Below are 19,173 nucleotides of genomic sequence, written 5' to 3' on the forward strand. Positions count from 1 at the left end.
CATTCGCCTATTTCAAGGCCCCTTCTGTAATCCCCTTAATGATCTGCTTCTGAAGGAACAGGTAAAGCACCAATACCGGGATGACGGTCATGATCAATCCGGCCATCAGCGGCGCAAAGTCCACGGAATAAGAAGAGAAGAAGTTGAACGTGGAGAGCGGCAATGTCCGGTGCGCCGGAGATAGCAGGACCAAGCTGGGAAGCAGGTAATCGTTCCAGATCCACAGGATGTCCAGGACGATCAACGTGACGAATACGGGCTTCAGCAAAGGCAATACGATTTGGAAGAACGTCCGCAGCCGGGAGCTCCCTTCAATAAATGCGGATTCCTCTAATTCAAAGGGAACGCCTTTGATGAAACCGTGGAACGTGAACACGCCAAACGGTACGCCAAAACCCAAATACATAAACAATAAGGTCACTTTCGAATCTAACAGGTCCATATTTCCGTACAGCATGACCAGCGGAATCATAAGCACCTGAAATGGAAGCGTGAGTGAAGCTAACATCACAAAGAAAATGAATGCGTTCACCTTCCATTTGAATCGGACAAACAAATATCCTGTCATCGACGAGAAGATCAGAATGATAAAGACCGCCACGACCGTGATGATCAGGGAGTTCAAAAAGCCGTGTAAGAAATCCATTTTACCAATCGCGCTCGAATAATTCCCAAAGTGGAATTGGGTCGGCAGGGATAACGGATTTTCGACGAACTTCTGGGTGGTCTTGAACGAATTCATGACAATTAACAGAAATGGCGTCAGAAAGATAAGCAGGAAAATGTAAAGAAGCGCCGTTTTAACCCCTGTGGCTATTGATCGTGCCTTCATTACGATTCCACCTCCAGTTTCTTGAGCAGGTAAGATTGGGTCAACGCAATGATGGCGACCACCGCAAACAACACCACCGCTTCCGCTTGGCCTATCCCGTACTGGTTGGACAGAAAGGCCTTTTGCACAATATGATAAGTCGCCAACTCGGTGGAGTTAAACGGCCCCCCCTTGGTTAAGGCCAAGTTGATATCGTAGGTTAAGAAGGAACGCGAGATGGAGATAAAGATACAGATGATGGTGGCCGGGATAGATAGTGGAAGAATGATCTTCCGAATGACCGCCGACCGACCGGCACCGTCAATATTTGCAGCCTCCAGCACATCTCCCGGTACGCCGGAAAAACCGGCAATGTAAATAATCATCAGATAACCGATCAATTGCCAGGCCGTCGCGATCACCAGCGCCCAAAAGGCGGTATTCGTGTCTGTCAGCCAGGAAGTCGAGAATAAGGACCAGCCATATTTATTGCCTAGATAAGGGAGCACCTGGGAGAATAACGTTTGCCACAAGTAACCTAGGACAATCCCGCCGATCAGATTTGGCGTAAAGAAGCCGGTTCGCAGCCATTGCTCCCCCTTGGCACCGGAAGTCAATGCCAGCGCAATGAAGAACGCCGCCCCGTTGGCAATCAAGACCGTAAAGAACACATACTTCAGCGTAAACCAGAGCTGGCCCAGAAACACTTTGTCACTAAACACTTCGTAGTAATTTGCAAATCCAATGAGCTCACTATTGGCCGTTCGAACATCCCAATTCGTAAACGTCAGATACAAGCCGACGAGAAAAGGAATCACGACGACGGCGGCGAAAGCAAAAATGGAGGGCCCGCCGAACAGCAGGAACGTTCCGGCATTGGATAATACGTTTTTCTTCTTCATGTTGCCGCCCCTTTAAGTAAACCGTTTATTTTTGACCGATAAATGAGGCGGGCCGAGGCTAGGCCTCTTCCCGCCCGTTCTTGTGTCCAATCCAACGATTTGTTATTTTCTTCCTTGATATTCCCAATATTCCTGAACCTCGTCCGCAAGGCCTTTGCGATCGACTTTATCGACGAGGTACTTTTGCATCGCCGCTCCAGTCTTGGCCCAGTAATCCTGCGGCAGGTAATTGATCACGCCGATATTCATCACTTTACCTTGATCGACATATTGAGATACCGCATCGGAGATGATGTTGCTGCCCTTCACTTTGACATCCTTATATGGCATGGACAATCCCATCTGCGAAATGATCGCTTCTTGTCCCTGATCGCTTGTGACCATCCATTCGATAAACACCTTAGCCGCTTCTTGTTGCTCCGGCGTCGATCCCGCTTTATCGATGGCAAACAATTTCGGTTCACTGTATGCGATTTGGCTGTTGCCGTAGTCGTCCGGATTGTTGCTGATCGGAACCGGAATCACGCCGAATTCCTGATCGCGTCCTTCAAGCGGTCCAACTACCGCCCAGGTCCAATCCCCCATGAAGTAGAAGGCGGCATCGCCTTTAGCAAAATCTGCACTGTCTTTGTTGTAGTCCGCCACGAGCGGGTCACTCTTCCGTGCGTTATATTTTTTCAACAAGTCAAAGGTATCCATCAGGCCATTAAATTGCGGGTTATCCATCAATTTAACTTCGCCACTCTGTAAGGACTCCATGAATTTTCGGTTGTCCTCGACATTAGCGGACTGCAAGGAGTAGGCCAGCCCCAAATAATGCGACCCAAGCGACCAATCTGCTCCATGGATCATAACCGGTGCTTTGCCTGCCGCTTCAATCTTTTGGAACAACGCTTCTAGATCATCGCGGGTTTTGATGGAAGCCGGGTCAAAGGCGCCCCCGATCGCTTCCTCAACCGCCCGTTTGTTGTAAAGCAATCCGTAGCCTTGCGCCGTCCATGGAATGCCGAGGAATTTTCCATCCAGCAGCGCCCCATCTACAGCACCGGGTTTGGTCAGCCCTTCATATTTGGCCTTCTCCGATTCCAAGTCCAAGAAGGAATCTTTATACTGCAAAATAGTTCCTGCATCGAGATTGGCGATGGTTGCCGGATTGCCGGAAGCTAATAGAGATTGGAACTTCTCGATTTGCGCCCCGCCGATCGGCGTAGGAATGAGTTCAACGGTAACGTTCGGGTGAAGCTCATGATACGTTTGGAACAGCTTCTCGAATACTTCATTCACTTCAGCCGATGTGTTAAAGAAGGTTAGCTTGACTTCCTTTTCCGTTTGTTCCGTTGGTTCTCCGCCCTGATTGTTTGTCGCGGCTGGAGTATTGCTGCTTGCGTCGTTGCCCTTCGAACATGCCGCTAATAGAGAAAGCAACAAAACCAGGCATAACGTCATTTTAAACCCTTTCAATTTGTTCAAGATCCTTCCCCCTAGTCATCGTTTTGTATGCGCATTCAGGTTCTGCGCATCTTTATGATAACCGGTTGACATAAAATATGTCAACCGGTTATCATAAATTGTTTTTTAGTCCCCCTTCATTACAACCCTCCTCACTCCCGCCCTAATAAAGAACCGGCCTAAGCGATATTACCATCACCTAGGCGGTATCATTAAGCTTCGTTCCTTACAACGTTTCCCACTGTGACCTTAGAAACAGCTTATAGAGCCGCTTCCAGGCGATTTTGATCAGCATGTAGACCGGGATGACGACCAGCATGCCAATAATGCCGAACCAATTCCCGCTTCCCAACACAAGCAGGATCGTCGTCACCGGATGGATGTCCAACTTCTTGCCAAACACGTAGGGAGAGATGACATTATCCTGAATCTGCTGCGCCACCAAAATAATGACCAAAGCCCATATGCCGGTAGATGGGGATTCAATGAGGCCGATAATGACAATTGGAATAGCGGAGATGATCGCCCCGAACAATGGGATGAAATTCAGAATCACCGCAATCGTTGTCAACAACAACGCATACGGCAGCCCGATGATTAAGAAGCCGATAAACATCAGCACGCCTAACGCTGCGTTCACGATCACTCGGCCGATAATATAATCGTTTAGCGCTTTGTCCATGTCACTGGCAGCACGATACACTTCCCGCCGATAGCGGATCGGCGAGAGTTTTACTACGCTGCGTTTGAAGCGATGTCCTTCCTTCAGCATATAATAGAGCAGGATCGGGAACGTAAATAACACGATCGCAAATTGGGATAGGAAAGAGAAGAAACCGCTTAGGTAATTCGTCAGGAATGAGATCCCCTTGCTTAAATATTCCGTGAAATTCGTGGCTAATCCGGAATCCGATGGAATAATCGACGCGAGGAAAGGCGTTTCTCCCCACTCCTTCAGTTGCGCATCCAGCAGATTCACAAATTGGGGAATGTTTTGTACTAAATTGACCAATTGGGTTTGCAACAACGGCCATACCCCGGCAATAAATCCAATGGCCAAAATCGCCATAATGACAAATACAATCAGGATGGCGAATCCCCGCTTGATCTTATGCTGTTCCATGTACTGGACCACGGGGCGGAGCAAATAGTAAAAAAATCCGGCCAACATTAGCGGAATCATAATAGCTCCGATCACGGCCTGCATGGGAAGGAAAAAAGGCCTCACCAAGGAAAACACATAAACGATGGCCAGTAGAATCAATACAAACTTCGCTCCACGGGTCCATCTTTCCAGCAAGTTCATTCTCATCATCACCTAACTTAATATATTCGTGTGCATAAATAAGATCTCATTCTATATTATTGGTTTTCGATCCAAAAATAAAATAGGAGCTAAGCGGCATCCTGCCGTGTAGCTCCTATAGGTTAGCCTCGCTTTGATTTGTACTTCAGCTTACCCGCTGACCCGCCGCATCAATTCTTGCCTGTGAGGCGCTATCGCATTTCTTGCAAACTTTTAGTTGTTGTCCCGTACTCGTGTTTTTGGTATACAGCAGCTTGATGCGTGTGCTTCCGCACACCGGACACGTTCCGCGGCTGCGCGACGGCAGGTGCCAGAGCGATTTTCCACGTTTATTTTTGGCCATAACCTATCACCTTCAACGATAGAATGAGTTCATTTCAACAATTAGAAGAATTTCTTATGCTCCCGATCCTCTTTCAGGATCTCCACCGCTTCGCGGAATCGTAAGCTGTGCACGATCTCGCGCTCGCGAAGGAACTTCAGACTGTCCTGGATATCGACGTCGTCGGTCATGTCGATGAGCCACTGGTATGTAGCCCGCGCCTTCTCCTCGGCCGCGATGTCCTCGTACAGGTCGGCGATCGGATCTCCTTTAGCCTGGATGTACGTCGCCGTAAACGGTACTCCGCCCGCGTTCTCGTAAAAGAGCGCCTTATCGTGGTTCACGTAATACGGATCCATACCCGCTGCCTTCAACATCTCCGGCGTGGCATCTTTGGTCAGCTTATAGACCATGGTTGCGATCATCTCGAGATGGGCGAATTCTTCCGTCCCAATATCGTTCAAAAGCCCGATCACCTTGTCGGGGATCGTATACCTTTGATTCAAATAACGCAGCGCCGCCGCCAACTCGCCGTCCGCGCCGCCGTACTGCTCAATCAGCAGTTTGGCCATCCGCGGATCGCATTTGCTGACGCGAACCGGGTATTGCAGCTTTTTCTCATACACCCACATATCGCCTATTTAACCTCCTTTAGCTTCCCATCACGGATTGAAGGCAGGTTGCTACACCTGCCAAGGCCAAGGGCTCTGCGACCATTCCCACGGGAATTTTGAATAGGCTCGCCCGAAATTTTGTAGCGGTCCGTACAGCTGCTGAAAATGGTTCGCATGTTGCGTCCGTTCCTGGGTCAGCTGATTAAACTGCTGAATTGCCGCCAGATCGTCCGGATGCGTATCGAGATACAAATTCAGCTCCACCAGCGCAAAATCAAGTGCCTGCAGCTTCTCAAGCTTCTCGTAATACTCCTGATCGAACGGTTGGTTGTTGGGATTTGTCGTCATGGGATCACCGTCCTTTTCCCCATTTGGATTCATAAGGACTGAACAAAGCCGGCCATAATGTGCCGTGTCTTAAGGCGTCCATCGGGCTAAACTGCGGCAGATTCGGGGGCTGGAAGTGGATAAACAGCTGCGGAGGGGTGCTGTAGGTTTTGTGCGTAATCGGCGGACATGGGTCGAATGGGCCTATAAAAGGGGTCCACACACGTTCCTGAGGATGGCTCAAAGAAACTTCCTCCTTCTTCAAACATGGTCATGCAGGCGGATTCGCCAATTTTTCCCTGCATCCTACCACTAACATATGACAATCGCCCAAATAATGAACCGGAGGAGGCGCAATTTCACAAAAAAATAACGCCGTCCCCCTAACCGGGAGTTGCGGCGTTATGGATCAACGGAACTTGTCCGCCTTATTCTTCTTCGATTTCTTCATCCGGCTCCTCGACAACGAGGCGGATCACTTTGACGCGCGTGATGCGCAAACGGCTGGCTTCCTCGACTTCGAATAAGAAGCGGTCGAGTTGCTTTCTTTTCCCTTTCGCCGGGGTTCCTTCCAATTCCTTAAACAACCAGCCTCCGATCGAATCCACTTCCTCGTCTTCGATTTCGCTACCGACGAGGTCGTTCACCTCTTCGATCCGCAAGCGTCCGTCTACTGAATAGACTTCATCTGATAACTTCTCGATCTCCGAACGTTCGTCCTCGAACTCATCATGGAGATCGCCGACGATTTCCTCGAGAATCTCCTCGGCCGTTAACAAGCCGGCTGTTCCGCCATATTCGTCGACGACCAGCGTCACCTGAGAGTGCTTTTTCTGCATCAAGCGAAGCACCTGACTGATTTCCATGGACTCCGGTACATTCAGGATCGGACGGACCATTTCCTCCAAACGAAGCGGTTTCTCCGGATCAGGCAGCAGCAGGTCGGTAATATGGACGAACCCGATGATCTGATCTTTATCCTCGACCGCAACCGGGTAGCGAGAATGCTTCGTGTTCGCCACAATCTTCATGTTATCTTCCCAGCCGAGATTCGTGTACAAGCAGTCCATATCCGTTCGCGGCAACATCACCTCACGAGCCAGCATATCGGAAAAATCGAAAATATTGTCTACGAGCTTCATCTCGTCTTTATCGATAACGCCGCTCTTGGCACTTTGATCCATTAGAATGCGAATTTCTTCCTCGGAATGGGCCGCTTCGCCTTCGCCGGCCGGTTCGATGCCAATCAGCCGTAACATGCTGTTCGCCGCCGTATTCAGCAGCCAGATTACCGGAAGGAATATCCGGTAGAACATCAGCAGCGGCCACGAGAGCCATAGCGACGCCGCTTCCGACTTTTGAATCGCCAATGATTTCGGCGCCAGTTCGCCCATCACGATATGTAAAAAGGTAATAATCGCGAAGCCAACCGCAACCGAGATCGTCGAGATCAGCGTTGGGTCCGTCGCGCCCATCTTATGCATCAGCGGTTCGATTAACAACTCGGACACCGCCGGTTCTCCAACCCATCCTAATCCCAACGAAGCTAGGGTGATGCCCAGCTGCGTCGCCGACAGGTAAGTATCCAACCGCTTATTGACCTTCAGCGCATAATTCGCCCGTCGGTTACCTTCCCGAGCCAACTGGGTAAGCCGAGATTGGCGAACCTTAACGAGCGAAAACTCGGCAGCCACGAAAAACCCGTTCAAGAAGACGAGAATAAGGACGAGCAGCAGATTCCAGACCAGCTTGCCTATTTCAATTTCGGTATGACCATCGGGTGACACAGGCATGCAATACGCCTCTTTCCTATATTAGTTCTACCTTTATAAAGTAGCGGCTTTACGCGTTTTAAAATTCGTATCCGGATAATACATGTCCGCAACCAGTAGGTTCGGCCCGCAGCAACCGGCTGCGTCACAGTGACAATTCACCTTCTGGTTCAGAGGATGTTCCGTCACCCAGCGGCCGAAAATATCATCCAGCCGTCCTTCCCGCACATTACCGAAAGCCGGGATGGCGGCAAAATCCGTGACGTATACCTCCCCGGTGAACATATTCACATTCACGCGATTGCGTCCGTCCGGGTCATTGCGAACCGTCACATTCGGCTCTCTCCGCAAACGACGCAGCAGTTGCAAGTCCTCCTCATTCCCGTTGCAAGCGAAGAACGGCAGTGTACCGAACAGCATCCAGAGCGCTGGATCTCGTTCGTCCAACAGCGAGTGAATCGCCGCCCGCATATCGCCAAGTGCCAATACCGGCAGCCCTTCGGCAAAATCGGCCGCATACATCGGATGAACCTCATGCCTTTGGCAGCCCATCTCGACGATCATCCGGTGAATGTCCGGCAGCTTCTTGTGCGTGCGGTAATTAATCATCGACTCGGCGGAGATGAACATGCCCGCTTCGCTGAGCCTACGTGTATTCTCCATCATCGTATCGAACATTTGATAGGCGACTTCCGGCTTGACCGGGTGCCCGCTGCGAGCGAATCCGATCTCATGGAAATCGTGCCCGCTTGTATAGTTGAACGAGATATGCATGACATCCAAATAAGGAAGCAGCTTCTCGTAACGTTCGTAGTCCAACGTGAGATTGGAATTGATTTGCGTGCGGATTCCCCGTGCCTTGGCATATTTCAGCAACGGGATGATTTTCTCCTCCACGGTTTGGCGACGGAACGTCGGCTCGCCGCCGGTGATGCTGATCGTCTGTAAATACTCGACTTCATCAAGGGATTTTAATATGAGCGGCAGAGGCAGCTGCTCAGGCTCCTTCAGCACAAGGCTATCACCTACCGCACAGTGCTCGCACCGCATATTACACAGATTCGTCACCGTCAACTCCACGCTGGTTAATACGTGGCGTCCGTAATCACGAAGCGATCGGATCGGATCCCACGGATCATAGCTTGGGCTGATCGGACTTCCGGTCCTATCCATCGTTTTTGTCTGTTTATTCATCATTCACATACCACCATTTCCATTCCGTCCACTTCCGCAATCACGATGGAGAGCTGGGCGGACAAATCTACTTCGTAAGGCGATCGGATATCCTCGCCTCGCGGGTCCGTCAGAACCCGAACAACCGGCCGCTGCGGCATATGACCGGGTATCTTCGATACCACGCCCGTCTCGCCCGTACTTAATCTAACGGTCATCCCAATCGGATAGATCGCGACCCGGTCGCGAAACAGCTCCAGCTTCGGCTTCTCGTACCAATGCCCGCAACCGGTATACAGCACCTCCAGCGCTTGATGCGGCAGCATCGCATTGCGATAAACCCGGTGCGTCGTCATCGCGTCGTAAGCATCCGTAATCGCGATCCAGCGAGCGTATTCGTGAATATCGTTGCCGCGAATACCTCTAGGATACCCGCTGCCGTCCATTTTCTCATGGTGCTGGTACGCGCAATGCGCCGACAACAAAGGGATCCCTGGCTCATCTTTCAACATTTTAAATCCAAGGTCCGGATGCCGCTTGATCAATGCAAACTCCTCATCTGTTAGCCGCGACGGTTTAGTCAGCAGCTCAAGGGGGAGCTTGGTTTTTCCGATATCGTGCAATAAGGCACCCAGGCCCAGTACGGTCAATTCGTCTTTCGTATACCCGTGGAGTTGCCCAAGCAGCAGCGTATACACGCAAACGTTCAGGGAATGACGAACCAAATAATGATCCATGCTGTTCATGTTCATCATCATGATCATGGTATCGTCACGGGCGCTAAGATCGTCCAGAATCGATTCGATCAAGCCGGAGAACGTTTTGCCTAAATAAGGGTACGATACGTTCTTCACATTCGGCGCGGCCCATTTACGGAAGTTCGTCCGGATTTCGCCGAGCGCGCGGCGTCGCGTTTCTTCTTCTATCATTTCAGGGATCACCAGATCGTCCGTGCGGGGGTCGGCCACGTAGACAAAATCCAAACCGTGGGACTGCAGCCTGCGTATGATCGCATCGGACAATACCGCATTTTCGGACAACAGAATGATCCCGTCCTCATTATAAATCTTTTTCCCTAATTTCATTCCAGCCTGCAGCGAGGCGACTGGGATTAACCGCATGACTTCCACTTCCGTCTCTGTAAGGTTTCTTTATGTATCTGGAATCAGCGGTCGATACCGAACACCACTTACTTTTGAAGCGGGTTAACGCATGATGAAGATCCAGAACAACGCAGCTAAAATAAAACGATAGTACGCAAAATGACGAAGCTGCACCTTTTGGATGAGTTTCAAAAACGCCAGTACGACCACATAAGCTACCACGAAAGCAACCACAAATCCAATAAGAAAATAGCCGATCGTATCGGACGTTAAATACCGGTAGGAATCCAACATTTCATAACCCGAAACCGCGCACATGATCGGAATCGCGATCAGGAACGAGAAGTCGGCCGCCGCTTTATAGCTGGCGCCGCTGAGCATCCCCCCAGCGATCGTCGAACCGGACCGGGAGAAGCCGGGCCACAACACGGAAATACACTGATACACACCGATCAGCAAGGCTTGCTTATAGGTTAACTGGTCCATTTCCTGGGCGGTGATCGTCGCTTTATTCTTATTGAACCACTCGGCGAAGATCATGAAGATACCACCAACTACCAGCGCCCACAACACCGTCTGAGAACTGAACAGGCTTTTGATGTAATCGCGGAAGAAAAAACCGACGCCGAGCGCCGGCACGATCCCGAGTAGAATATGAATCAAATTGAGGCGGCCTCTCGGAGCATTCCGGTCGACCACCGTTACTTTTTTGCTCAATCCGAGAAGATTCAAAATCCGCTCCCGGTAGACCCAGGCCATCGCCAGAATGGCACCTAACTGGATGACGATTTCAAAGGTTTTCATTTCCGGCGACTGATCGTCGTATCCCATCAGCTTGGCCGTTAAAATCATGTGGCCTGTGGACGAAACAGGGATAAACTCGGTTAACCCTTCTACTATGGCTAAAATAATCGAGACAATAAGACTCATTTGTTCCTCCTGATCGAGTGTGACTTTGCGCTATAGCTTATTCTACTTTTTTCCACCGGGATTGAAAACAGGATTCCACTGCGCCGGCGGTTTGCAATTCGATGCGGAGCAGGTCGCGCAAAAATTCAGGAAGCATGTAGCGCTTCTCCGTTCCCCGCTTCAACCGTTCGTAACCAACGCCAAACGTAAACATATCCAGCGTGCCGACGAGATAGGTTTGTTCTTCCCGCAATGGCTCGCCTGCCACACTAGCCTGGATGATCCGTTTGTATGGCGGAGCAGAGGGATCGTATTCAATCTCCAAGCCGTCGACGCATATGCCGCCTAGTACCTTCCCCCGAAAGCCAAATCCCATAATGGATTTGCCCATCTTCTCCTCGAGCAGCGACTCCTCCAGGCTAGCCAAAATATCTTCGCCGGACACCCGCATCGTACAGGGATTGATCGGCGAAGGGCAACGCTCGTGCAGCATTCCCTCGCTGATATCGCCGGCCGGCAGGCTCGCAAGCAACTGCCCGCTGTTAACGAGAGAGAACTCGCTGCCCGTATGGCGGCGAACCGCCTGAGCAAGCAGATTGCCAAACGGGGATTCGGCTTCATACGATACCGGCAACTCCCGATCCGTCACGACAACGGTACGATTCAGCCGAACCTTAGCTGCTTTCCGCTGTGAGGCGATGGCTGACTCGACCTTCTCCTTCTTGGGTCCCTCCACTACCGGAAGACAAATTCCGTCCATTCTAAAACGGCCGGTAATGGAATCCCGACGAACGACAACCTTCCCCAGGTAATTGCCGAATTTACCCGCTGCCGTTACCATCGTTGATCCGATTTGCAGCGGCTCCTCCAGCAAGTGATGCGTATGGCCGCCGATGATCAAGTCGATGCCCGGTATCTTCTCCGCCAGTTGCCGATCCATCGGAAGCCCTAAATGAGACATGACGATGACGAGATCAACCTCGCTCCGCAGCATTCCTACATCTCTTGCAATCGTGTCCAGCGGGTTGAGTGATTCCAGGCCAAGCAGCTCATAGAACTCGGCAAATGCGGCCGTCGCCGCCACTAGTCCGATCTTGAAGCCCTCTTTATGCACTACCAGCCGGCTTCGCATCCATGCCGGCGGTTGACCGGACCGTAACTCTACAATATTGCCGCAGACTACGGAGCTATGCAAGCTGGCATAGGCCTGGCTTAGCAATTCCGGCGTAAAGGTCAGCCCTTCATTATTGCCGATCGTGATGGCATCATACCCCGTCAGGTTCAGCACGTCCACATTAACCTGTCCCAAGGTCCCTTCGGTTTCGATCGCCGCCCGGTCCATATGGTCGCCGATATCGAGAAGGAGTGTGGTGGCCGGTGACTCGGCCCGCAATTCATCCATCATCGCCGCAATGCGCCCCATCGTTTCGAAATGGCTATGGATATCGTTGGTGTATAGTATCGTTAACGTTTCCTGGTTCGTTTCCGGCATCAAGAACTGCCTCCTTGCTCTCTCAATCTATTCGGCCTATTCTAAATTTTAGAGTTCATTGTGTATTATATACCTTAAAATTGATCGTTGTCTTGTTATAATGTATATTACATACAAACCATTCCGAGGAGACTCCTATGAATATTCAAATCGCCCTTTTTGCTGGATTGGCAGACCGAATCGGCACGTCCAGTCTTAGCTTTGCCTACTCGCATCCTGAACGGCCTCTCACCGCCGCTTCATTAAAGGAAGCACTGGCGGAAACCTATCCCTCGGCGGCAAATCTCATCTCCGCTTCTTTCGTCGCCGTGAATCAGGAGTATGCCGCCGGCGATACGCCGATCACCGAGGCAGACGAAGTCGCGTTGATCCCGCCGGTTTCCGGCGGGGAACCAACGTCCGAGCTTGCATCGGGCGGGGCTGACGCGGACCTGTTTATCATCACCGATGAACCTCTGTCCGTGGAGGAGATCACGGCCAAGGTCATCGCCCCCGATCACGGAGCGGCGTTGACGTTCACCGGGACGACCCGGGAATGGACGCAGGGACAGCGCACCGTCCATCTCGAATACGAAGCCTACGTCCCGATGGCCCTAACCAAACTGCGTCAGATCGGTGTTGAGATCGCCGAACGCTGGCCGGGCACGCGCTGCGCCATCAGCCACCGGATCGGTCATGTGGACATCGCCGAGATCAGTGTGGTCATCGCCATATCGGCACCTCACCGGGCCGGATGTTACGAGGCCAGCCGTTATGCGATTGAGCGTCTGAAGCAAATCGTACCGATCTGGAAGAAGGAGATTTGGGAAGACGGCTCCGAGTGGAAGGGCCATGGACTTGGGCCTTGGGACCCTCGCGTTCCAGGAGAACACCTCCTTTCGGATGATTGACATCTAACAAAATTCATTGTCAGTCCAATTATTTCCTGATATGATTAAGGAAAATTGGAAGATTATGAGGTGTCATCGTCCTTGAAAGTACATATTATGGAACTCAGTCCAGGCGACCGTCTCCAACATGACGTATTTAATCATTTCGGCGTTTTCGTTTTGCAGCAAGGCTGCGAGTTGACCAGTGATGCTATCGTCAAATTGATGCAGCACGGAATTGACTATGTTGATATCGAGCCGCAAACCCTTCACGCCGAGTTCCCTACAGATCCTGCCTTCCGTGCCAAGCCTTATTTAAACGAAGCCGTAGACGGATTTGAGGAATTGTTCTTGGAAGCGCTAACTAGCGGGAGTATCGATGAAGCGAAGGTCGATCGGCTCTTAGAGCCCATGATTTCCGAACTCGATACCCAGAAGGACGTTGTCTCCTTGCTGCTGATGATCGGCGACGATGACAATTATACCTACCATCATTCCATGCAAGTCGGCATGCTCTGCTATTATATCGCTTCCTGGATGGGGTATACCAAAGAAGAAGCCTATAAAGCCGGGAAGGCCGGCTATTTGATCGATATCGGCAAAAGCAAGATACCGCAAAACATCCTGACTAAACCCGGCAAGCTGACGCCGGAGGAGTTTGAGGAAGTAAAGCGCCATACCGAATACGGCCATGAGATCATTCTCAGCTCGACCGGGGACGAGCTCTCCGCGCTGGTGGCGCTGCAGCATCACGAACGGGAAGATGGCAGCGGTTATCCACATGGCCTGCGCGATAAACAAATTCACCCGTTGGCCAAAATCGCCGCCGTGGCAGACGTGTACTCCGCGATGACCTCTAACCGCGTGTACCGCTCGAAGCAAGAGCTTCTGTCGGTCTTGCGCGAGCTCAACAGCCTTAGCTTCGGCAGGCTGAGCCCGGAACCTACGCAAGCGCTAATTCGCCACCTGCTGCCCAACTTCATTGGCAAGAAAGTCATGCTGAATTCCGGCGAGTTAGGTTCCATCGTCATGACCAACCAAACGGACTTCTTCCGGCCGCTCGTCAAAACCGACTCCCGGTTCGTCGACCTGTCCAAAGAGCGCGAAACTTCGATCGAAGAAGTTTATTTATAATCCTGGCATGATTACCGGGTCCGAAAGGGCCCGTTTTTTTATTTCGTTCACCGGTCCGTGACAGCAACCACTCCCACACAGTCCGACTCCCTCCGCCTTCGCCCAGCCAACCCCTGCATATGGGTCATACACTAGCAATAAAACGGAAGGCTGGTGCAGATCATGCCAAATTACCGCATTATCGTTGATTTATCGGATCGAATGCTCTATTTGCTGGACAATAACATCGTCGTCCGCGGATTTCCGGTTGGAATCGGAAAAATGCTCACGCAAACCCCTGAAGGATCGTATACGATCGTCAACAAAGCCCCGAACCCCGGTGGGCCGTTTGGAGCTTATTGGATGGGCTTGTCCAGGCCCCATTACGGGATCCACGGAACCAACGACCCTTCCTCCATCGGCAAAGAAGTATCACACGGCTGTATCCGCATGTACAACCCGGATGTCGTCGAATTGGCCCGGATCGTACCGATCGGGACGAGTGTAACGATCCGGAAATAGGCCGGATTCAGTCCGAGGTAAGCGATTCTCTCACTCCTCTTTACTTCCCAATTTGAGAAAAGTGCTGGAGACGTAAAAAGCTCGCCAACCCTTAAAGGTTGGCGAGCTTTCCCCTTGCGTTCAATCTTACCCGATACTGCCTTCCATCTCGAACTTGATCAAGCGGTTCATTTCCACCGCATATTCCATCGGTAGCTCTTTCGTGAACGGCTCGATAAAGCCCATGACGATCATCTGCGTTGCTTCTTCCTCGGTCAGGCCGCGGCTCATCAGATAGAAGAGTTGCTCCTCCGATACTTTCGATACGGTCGCTTCATGCTCCAGCGTGATGTTGTCGTTCATGATCTCATTGTAAGGGATCGTATCCGAAGTCGACTCGTTATCGAGAATCAGCGTATCGCATTTGATGTTCGATTTCGCGCCTTCCGCCTGACGACCAAAGGATGCGAGACCACGGTAAGTGACCTTACCGCCATGTTTGGAGATCGACTTCGACACGATCGTCGACGTCGTATCCGGCGCCAGGTGAATCATCTTCGCACCGGCGTCCTGAAGCTGGCCTTTGCCGGCAACAGCGATGGACAGCACGCTACCTTTCGCGCCGCGGCCTTTCAGGATAACGGCCGGATATTTCATCGTCAGCTTGGAACCGATGTTCCCATCGACCCATTCCATGTTGGCGTTCTCTTCGGCTACCGCACGTTTTGTAACCAGGTTATAGATATTTGGTGCCCAGTTTTGGATCGTCGTGTAACGGACACGCGCGTCCTTCTTCACGATGATTTCAACGACCGCGCTATGCAGCGAGTTCGTGCTGTAGATCGGCGCCGTACAACCTTCGGTATAATGTACGAAGCTGCCCTCGTCGGCGACGATCAGCGTCCGTTCGAACTGCCCCATGTTCTCCGAGTTGATCCGGAAATAAGCCTGCAGAGGCACTTCACACTTCACGCCCTTCGGTACGTAAATGAAGCTGCCGCCGGACCACACCGCGCTGTTCAAAGCCGCGAACTTGTTGTCCGCCGCAGGAACCACCGTTCCGAAATACTCCTTGAATAGTTCCGGATATTCACGCAAGGCGGAATCCGTATCCATGAAGATGACGCCCTGATCTTCCAGATCCTTCTGAATGCTGTGGTATACGACCTCTGATTCGTATTGGGCGGAAACGCCAGCCAGGAACTTCTGCTCAGCCTCTGGAATCCCCAGTTTATCAAAGGTTTCCTTGATTTCCGTCGGAACTTCTTCCCACGTTTTGCCTTGTTTCTCGGAAGGTCTAACATAATATTGAATATCGTTAAAATCTAGCTCGCTCAAGTCACCGCCCCAGTTAGGCATTGGCATCTTCTCGAACTGCTCGAGCGATTTCAGGCGGAAATTAAGCATCCAATCAGGCTCGCCTTTGATCCGGGAGATCTCCGTTACGATTTCGCGGGTTAAGCCTTTCCCCGATTGAAAGATCGACTTGTGTTCATCCCGGAAGCCGTATTTGTACTCTTCCAATTCCGGTGCTTTCTTGGCCATGTTCGGCTACCTCCTTAGGGGATTAGTTATCCGCTTGGATTCCTTTTTTCAGCGCGTTCCAAGCTAACGTAGCGCATTTGATGCGGGCAGGAAATTTATTAACGCCAGATAAGGCCTCGAGATCTTCATAATCGTCAAAGTCCACCGACTCGCCAATCATCAACCGGGAGAACCGTCCGGCCAGGTCCATCGCTTCATCGAAAGTCCGGCCCTTGACGGCTTCCGTCATCATCGAAGCCGACGACATGCTGATGGAGCAGCCTTCCCCGGTAAAACGGGCGTCCTTGACGACGTTATCTTCCACAATGAGCTGCAAGGAAATACGGTCGCCGCAAGTCGGATTGTTCAAATCCACCGTCAGCGCGCCTTCCTCAAACTTCCCGCGGTTGCGCGGGTTCTTATAATGATCCATTATGACTCGGCGGTACAGATCGTCCAGTTGCATCACCCAAAATACTCCTTTGTTTGGATTAAAGCTTCCGCCAGTCGGTCGATATCCTGTTCCGTATTGTACAAATACAGGCTGGCTCTGGCCGTTGCGCTCGCTTCAAGCCAGCGCATAAGCGGCTGGCAGCAGTGATGGCCCGCCCGGATGGCGATGCCGGAAGCATCAAGCACGGTTGCAACGTCATGCGGATGAATATCCTGCAGATTGAAGGTAATCAAGCCCACTTCGCGCTCACGCGGTCCGTATAGAGTCAGCCCTTCAATTTCAGACAGGCGGTTCATCGCATAACCGGCGAGTTTAGCCTCATGCCGGTGAATTTCCTCAAGCCCGATACCTTCCAGGAAATCAATGGCCGCCGCCAGCCCAACTGCGCCAGCGATGATAGGCGTCCCACCTTCGAATTTCCACGGAAGCTCCTTCCAGCTTGATTCATACAGCCCAACATCGTCGATCATTTCCCCGCCGTATTCAATCGGCTCCATGGATTCCAGCAGTTGCTTCTTCCCATATAGTACCCCAATTCCAGTAGGCGCGCACATCTTGTGGCCGGAAAAGGCATAAAAATCCGCGTCCAGATCCTGTACGTTGACCTTCATGTGCGGGGTGCTTTGGGCGCCGTCGACGACCATAACTGCCCCATGCCGATGAGCGATGGCCGCGAGCTCCTTGATCGGATTCACGACGCCAAGAACGTTGGAAACGTAGGCCGTTGCCACAATCTTCGTCTTCGCGGTGATCGTCTTCTCCGCATCCGCCAGATCGATATGACCGTCCGGTTGCAGCGGAATGTATTTCAATACTGCTTTCTTCTTTAATGCTAGCTGTTGCCATGGAATGAGATTACTATGATGCTCCATCGGAGTAATGACGATTTCGTCCCCTTCACCGACAGCTGCCGCCCCGTAAGAGGAAGCGACCAGATTCAACGCCGTAGTGGTACCGCGGGTAAAGATGATCTCTTCCCGGCGCGCTGCACCGATGAATCGAGCTACCTTCTCGCGTGCGTTCTCGTAAGCATCGGTCGCCCGGCTGCCCAGCGTGTGAACGCCGCGATGCACATTCGCATTATCCCATTCGTAATAATGCTTGATTGATTCAATTACGACAGCCGGCTTCTGTGAAGAAGCCGCACTGTCGAGATATACGAGCGGATGCCCGTTGACTTCCTGCTGCAAAATCGGGAATTGTTTCTTGAGCTCTTCGGCGTGAATGCTCATTGTCCCAACTTCCTTTCCACCAGGCCTTGCAGTTGCTTCTGCAGCTGTTCCAACGGAATATCCGATACGACAGGAGCGAGGAAGCCATAGATGACTAGACGCTCCGCATCTGCACGGGAAATCCCACGGGACATCAAATAATAGATTTGCTCCGGATTGACTTGCCCTACGGAAGCCGCATGTCCTGCCGTGACGTCATCCTCGTCAATCAGCAGAATCGGGTTCGCGTCTCCACGCGCTTTCGGGCTTAGCATCAGCACTTTCTCGGTTTGCTGACCATCCGCTTTAGTGGCGCCTTTCTCAATCTTCGTAATGCCGTTGATGATAGCGGTCGCCTCTTCCCGAATGACTGCACGGGTGATCATTTGGCTGGTCGAGCTCTTGCCGTAATGGACTGCCTTCGTCGTGTAGTTCAAACGTTGTTTCCCCGAACCGACGGCGATCACCTTCGCATCAGAGGTCGAACCGTTCCCTTTCAAGATGGACAGCGTTTCGCTCGCTGAATCGCCGCTGTTCATTTCTCCGATAATCCATTCGATGCTTCCGTCGTTTTCGACTACGGCGCGGCGGTACGTCATATCTGTCGCTTGCTCGCCCAAATGGTGAACCGTGGCAAATTGAACCTTGGCACCCGGTTTTACCACCACTTCGGCCGCACCGTTATGCACAATGTTTCCATTCAAGTCCACAGAAATATAGTTATCCACATAGGTCACTCGGCTGTTCGTATCCGCTACGATCAATATGTGCGGCGCAAACGCAGCTCCCGCATTGTCCAACAGGAAAATGCTCTGCAGCGGCGTATCAATCACCACGTTCTTCGGAATATATAGGAATACGCCGCCGTTCCACAATGCTGCATGCAAAGCGGACAAACGGTTTTCGTCCGGTTTTACGACACTGTGAAGGTGCGCCTTTACGAGGTCGCCATGCTCACGTACTGCCGTTTCCAAATCCGTGAAGATGACCCCTTGGCTAGCCAATTCCGGTGCCAGACGAGTAAATACCGTATCTGCATTACGCTGAACAAGCAAATTGCTCTGCTCCGTCAAATCGACTAGCGATTGAATGCTGTCGGGAAGCTGCTGCGGATTTGTGTCGTGGGTCTGATCAAGCTTTCCAAAATTCGTTAAATCCCAGCGGTCAATCCGCGTCTTCTCCAATTTAGGCAGTTCCAGTTCCGTCGCCAGCTGCAGCGCCTTCGACCGGCTGTCCGTCAGCCAAGCCGGTTCGCCGCGCTTCGCGGAAAGTTGTTTCAATTGCTCCGCTTCTACCGGAAGTACGGTTTGTGTCGTCATTC

The 19,173-nt window shown here is 51.7% G+C and carries 19 protein-coding genes; 3 read left to right on the forward strand and 16 right to left on the reverse strand.

Annotated elements, in window-relative coordinates:
- Nucleotides 1-7 precede the first annotated feature (7 nt).
- From KJS42_RS03645 to KJS42_RS03700, 12 genes are all read right to left on the reverse strand, one after another.
- Nucleotides 8-832, reverse strand: coding sequence for a carbohydrate ABC transporter permease (locus KJS42_RS03645; RefSeq protein ID WP_155607132.1), 825 nt, complete (start codon nt 830-832; stop codon nt 8-10).
- Nucleotides 832-1,713 carry a carbohydrate ABC transporter permease gene (locus tag KJS42_RS03650; protein ID WP_155607131.1) on the reverse strand — a complete coding sequence of 294 codons (882 nt, stop codon included), beginning with the start codon at nt 1,711-1,713 and terminating at the stop codon, nt 832-834. Before KJS42_RS03650 ends, KJS42_RS03645 begins: the two co-directional genes overlap by 1 nt.
- 102 nt (nt 1,714-1,815) lie before the next feature.
- A complete protein-coding gene (locus KJS42_RS03655) occupies nt 1,816-3,183 on the reverse strand; it encodes an ABC transporter substrate-binding protein (protein WP_244868366.1) in 1,368 nt (455 codons plus the stop codon).
- A gap of 205 nt (nt 3,184-3,388) precedes the next feature.
- Complete coding sequence (locus KJS42_RS03660; RefSeq protein WP_193418257.1) at nt 3,389-4,477, reverse strand: AI-2E family transporter; 1,089 nt, start codon at nt 4,475-4,477, stop codon at nt 3,389-3,391.
- Nucleotides 4,478-4,852: 375 nt separating this feature from the next.
- Nucleotides 4,853-5,422 carry a manganese catalase family protein gene (locus KJS42_RS03665; protein ID WP_009227053.1) on the reverse strand — a complete coding sequence of 190 codons (570 nt, stop codon included), beginning with the start codon at nt 5,420-5,422 and terminating at the stop codon, nt 4,853-4,855.
- Between the two features lie 51 nt (nt 5,423-5,473).
- Nucleotides 5,474-5,752 (reverse strand): spore coat protein CotJB, encoded by a 279-nt coding sequence (locus KJS42_RS03670; RefSeq protein WP_155607128.1) that lies wholly within the window; start codon nt 5,750-5,752, stop codon nt 5,474-5,476.
- Nucleotides 5,753-5,756: 4 nt separating this feature from the next.
- Nucleotides 5,757-5,975: a spore coat associated protein CotJA gene (locus KJS42_RS03675; RefSeq protein WP_155607127.1), complete on the reverse strand. Its 219-nt coding sequence runs from the start codon at nt 5,973-5,975 to the stop codon at nt 5,757-5,759.
- A gap of 184 nt (nt 5,976-6,159) precedes the next feature.
- Entirely contained in the window at nt 6,160-7,524 is a 1,365-nt protein-coding gene (locus KJS42_RS03680; RefSeq protein WP_155607126.1) for a hemolysin family protein, read from the reverse strand.
- A 33-nt stretch (nt 7,525-7,557) separates the two neighbouring features.
- The gene (gene yfkAB / locus KJS42_RS03685; RefSeq protein WP_244868367.1) at nt 7,558-8,697 is read right to left on the reverse strand and encodes a radical SAM/CxCxxxxC motif protein YfkAB; all 1,140 of its coding nucleotides are present in this window, start codon (nt 8,695-8,697) and stop codon (nt 7,558-7,560) included.
- Nucleotides 8,697-9,797, reverse strand: coding sequence for an HD-GYP domain-containing protein (locus KJS42_RS03690; RefSeq protein WP_213621982.1), 1,101 nt, complete (start codon nt 9,795-9,797; stop codon nt 8,697-8,699). Before KJS42_RS03690 ends, yfkAB begins: the two co-directional genes overlap by 1 nt.
- An 84-nt stretch (nt 9,798-9,881) precedes the next feature.
- Complete coding sequence (locus KJS42_RS03695) at nt 9,882-10,709, reverse strand: undecaprenyl-diphosphate phosphatase (protein WP_155607123.1); 828 nt, start codon at nt 10,707-10,709, stop codon at nt 9,882-9,884.
- A 37-nt stretch (nt 10,710-10,746) separates the two neighbouring features.
- Nucleotides 10,747-12,180, reverse strand: coding sequence for a bifunctional metallophosphatase/5'-nucleotidase (locus KJS42_RS03700; RefSeq protein ID WP_213621983.1), 1,434 nt, complete (start codon nt 12,178-12,180; stop codon nt 10,747-10,749).
- 137 nt (nt 12,181-12,317) lie between these two features.
- On the opposite strand from KJS42_RS03700, the gene KJS42_RS03705 reads away from it, so the two are divergent.
- From KJS42_RS03705 to KJS42_RS03715, 3 genes are all read left to right on the forward strand, one after another.
- Nucleotides 12,318-13,070, forward strand: coding sequence for a molybdenum cofactor biosynthesis protein (locus KJS42_RS03705; protein ID WP_213621984.1), 753 nt, complete (start codon nt 12,318-12,320; stop codon nt 13,068-13,070).
- Between the two features lie 81 nt (nt 13,071-13,151).
- Entirely contained in the window at nt 13,152-14,183 is a 1,032-nt protein-coding gene (locus tag KJS42_RS03710) for an HD-GYP domain-containing protein (RefSeq protein ID WP_193418265.1), read from the forward strand.
- Between the two features lie 162 nt (nt 14,184-14,345).
- On the forward strand, nt 14,346-14,684 hold the full coding sequence (locus KJS42_RS03715) for a L,D-transpeptidase (protein WP_213621985.1): 339 nt from the start codon (nt 14,346-14,348) through the stop codon (nt 14,682-14,684).
- Between the two features lie 126 nt (nt 14,685-14,810).
- Here the strand turns inward: KJS42_RS03715 and sufB are convergent, their stop codons facing one another.
- From sufB to sufD, 4 genes are read right to left on the reverse strand one after another with little or no spacing between them, the layout of a single operon-like run.
- Nucleotides 14,811-16,208 (reverse strand): Fe-S cluster assembly protein SufB, encoded by a 1,398-nt coding sequence (gene sufB, locus KJS42_RS03720; protein WP_213621986.1) that lies wholly within the window; start codon nt 16,206-16,208, stop codon nt 14,811-14,813.
- Nucleotides 16,209-16,230: 22 nt separating this feature from the next.
- Complete coding sequence (sufU, locus tag KJS42_RS03725; RefSeq protein WP_155607189.1) at nt 16,231-16,653, reverse strand: Fe-S cluster assembly sulfur transfer protein SufU; 423 nt, start codon at nt 16,651-16,653, stop codon at nt 16,231-16,233.
- Entirely contained in the window at nt 16,653-17,873 is a 1,221-nt protein-coding gene (locus KJS42_RS03730) for a cysteine desulfurase (protein WP_213621987.1), read from the reverse strand. Before KJS42_RS03730 ends, sufU begins: the two co-directional genes overlap by 1 nt.
- On the reverse strand, nt 17,870-19,171 hold the full coding sequence (sufD, locus tag KJS42_RS03735; protein WP_213621988.1) for a Fe-S cluster assembly protein SufD: 1,302 nt from the start codon (nt 19,169-19,171) through the stop codon (nt 17,870-17,872). Before sufD ends, KJS42_RS03730 begins: the two co-directional genes overlap by 4 nt.
- Between the last annotated feature and the right edge of the window lie 2 nt (nt 19,172-19,173).

The organism is Paenibacillus sp. J53TS2 (assembly GCF_018403305.1).
GTDB lineage: Bacteria > Bacillota > Bacilli > Paenibacillales > Paenibacillaceae > Fontibacillus > Fontibacillus rhizolycopersici.

Bases quoted from the DNA above. Each gene is read 5' to 3' on its own strand.
- KJS42_RS03665 (WP_009227053.1), bottom strand. From the start codon at position 5,422: ATGTGGGTGTATGAGAAAAAGCTGCAATACCCGGTTCGCGTCAGCAAA.
- sufB (WP_213621986.1), bottom strand. From the start codon at position 16,208: ATGGCCAAGAAAGCACCGGAATTGGAAGAGTACAAATACGGCTTCCGG.
- KJS42_RS03715 (WP_213621985.1), top strand. From the start codon at position 14,346: ATGCCAAATTACCGCATTATCGTTGATTTATCGGATCGAATGCTCTAT.
- sufD (WP_213621988.1), bottom strand. From the start codon at position 19,171: ATGACGACACAAACCGTACTTCCGGTAGAAGCGGAGCAATTGAAACAA.
- KJS42_RS03660 (WP_193418257.1), bottom strand. From the start codon at position 4,477: ATGATGAGAATGAACTTGCTGGAAAGATGGACCCGTGGAGCGAAGTTT.
- KJS42_RS03730 (WP_213621987.1), bottom strand. From the start codon at position 17,873: ATGAGCATTCACGCCGAAGAGCTCAAGAAACAATTCCCGATTTTGCAG.
- KJS42_RS03680 (WP_155607126.1), bottom strand. From the start codon at position 7,524: ATGCCTGTGTCACCCGATGGTCATACCGAAATTGAAATAGGCAAGCTG.
- KJS42_RS03705 (WP_213621984.1), top strand. From the start codon at position 12,318: ATGAATATTCAAATCGCCCTTTTTGCTGGATTGGCAGACCGAATCGGC.
- yfkAB (WP_244868367.1), bottom strand. From the start codon at position 8,697: ATGAATAAACAGACAAAAACGATGGATAGGACCGGAAGTCCGATCAGC.
- KJS42_RS03690 (WP_213621982.1), bottom strand. From the start codon at position 9,797: ATGCGGTTAATCCCAGTCGCCTCGCTGCAGGCTGGAATGAAATTAGGG.
- sufU (WP_155607189.1), bottom strand. From the start codon at position 16,653: ATGCAACTGGACGATCTGTACCGCCGAGTCATAATGGATCATTATAAG.
- KJS42_RS03645 (WP_155607132.1), bottom strand. From the start codon at position 832: ATGAAGGCACGATCAATAGCCACAGGGGTTAAAACGGCGCTTCTTTAC.
- KJS42_RS03700 (WP_213621983.1), bottom strand. From the start codon at position 12,180: ATGCCGGAAACGAACCAGGAAACGTTAACGATACTATACACCAACGAT.
- KJS42_RS03650 (WP_155607131.1), bottom strand. From the start codon at position 1,713: ATGAAGAAGAAAAACGTATTATCCAATGCCGGAACGTTCCTGCTGTTC.
- KJS42_RS03670 (WP_155607128.1), bottom strand. From the start codon at position 5,752: ATGACGACAAATCCCAACAACCAACCGTTCGATCAGGAGTATTACGAG.
- KJS42_RS03695 (WP_155607123.1), bottom strand. From the start codon at position 10,709: ATGAGTCTTATTGTCTCGATTATTTTAGCCATAGTAGAAGGGTTAACC.